The following is a 1,196-nucleotide window of genomic DNA, read 5'->3' as shown; positions in this document are numbered from 1 at the left end:
CGAGCCGGAACGAAGCGTCCATCGAAATAGAAGCAATGTTCTGGCGTTACAGAAAGATCCTGGCTTGGCACACCCTCTGCAAAAGCGTCTTTATCAATCTTAACAGACCAACCGGCCATATCTTTCGGTAGATCTGTGTGGACATGCGCATGACGCTTCATGACATTGGTGATCTCACGAAGTTCTTCTTGGCCGTTGCTAAGCACACGAACGAGGTCGCCTTTTTGGATGTCTTCAATAGCAACATCGCCTTGCTCAAGCCGGATAAGTGTCCCTGCTAGGAAGCATTGGTCATAGGCGACAATCGTGTTCCCTTGTCCATCATCCAGCAGGATGAAGCCGCTGTCGGAAGCATTTTTCCCGTGATAGGACCCCTGAAGGGTTGTCGTCCATTCCTGACCATTTTCGATGACATGCAGGGTGCCACCGCTAAGGTACGTGGTTCCCCCCTTGTCATATTGTAACCCCAGAACGCGCAGCCGGGCATTATAGCCCATGGAGGTATTGGAGAGGTTCGCGCCTGACTGGATGGTTAGCAGGCCGCCGAGTGCTGCTGTTCCTCCTGTTGGATTAGCTCCAGCAAGAACAGTATTGATAGCTGACCCGCCTGAAAGAATAGTTGTTGGATTTGCACCAGCATTAGCAGAGCTATCGGTCACAATAGTATTAATGGCGGTACCAGCTGAGGCAACGCTCATGCTATTGCCTGCTTTAACAACGGCGCCACTAATCCAGCCGCCACTAGCAACGGTAATATCAAGAGCAGAAGCTCCGGACATTAAGAAGCCAGAGCCTCCAGGCTGAATACGGAGATGCTGCACCGTGGCACCGGACTGCAAGGTTCCGTTCCCAGAACTGACATACATCCAGTCCAAAGAGGCACCATTGCTTGCAATACCATTACCGCCAGCGAGGATGTTCATGCTGGAGAAGTTAGCGCCACTTAGGACGGTTCCTTGCCCGCCGCTTAGGACAATTGAATTCCCTTGAGCGCCGCTATTCGCAACAATAGTGCCACCTGAGCCGCCTGTAGCCGTCTGTGTTAAACTACCGCTATCTAGAACAGCTGTACCATAGTTGGACGCAGAAAGATTAGAAAGATTCGCGCCGCTCTCCACCATCATGGAGCCGCCATTCCCTGTGACGGTCGGCGGGGTGGCAAAGGAGCCACCATTAAGGTAAGCAGTCGCCCCATT

General features: G+C 52.4%; 1 protein-coding gene. It reads right to left on the bottom strand.

Annotated features, from left to right (window positions below; genetic code table 11):
- Positions 1 to 1,196: Hint domain-containing protein (locus tag F457_RS0111705; protein ID WP_018981307.1), on the bottom strand; the 1,196-nt coding region annotated here is incomplete at both ends.

It is taken from the genome of Saccharibacter floricola DSM 15669 (genome assembly GCF_000378165.1).
Classification (GTDB): Bacteria; Pseudomonadota; Alphaproteobacteria; order Acetobacterales; family Acetobacteraceae; genus Saccharibacter; species Saccharibacter floricola.
This window is presented reverse-complemented; position numbering and strand designations above follow the sequence as displayed.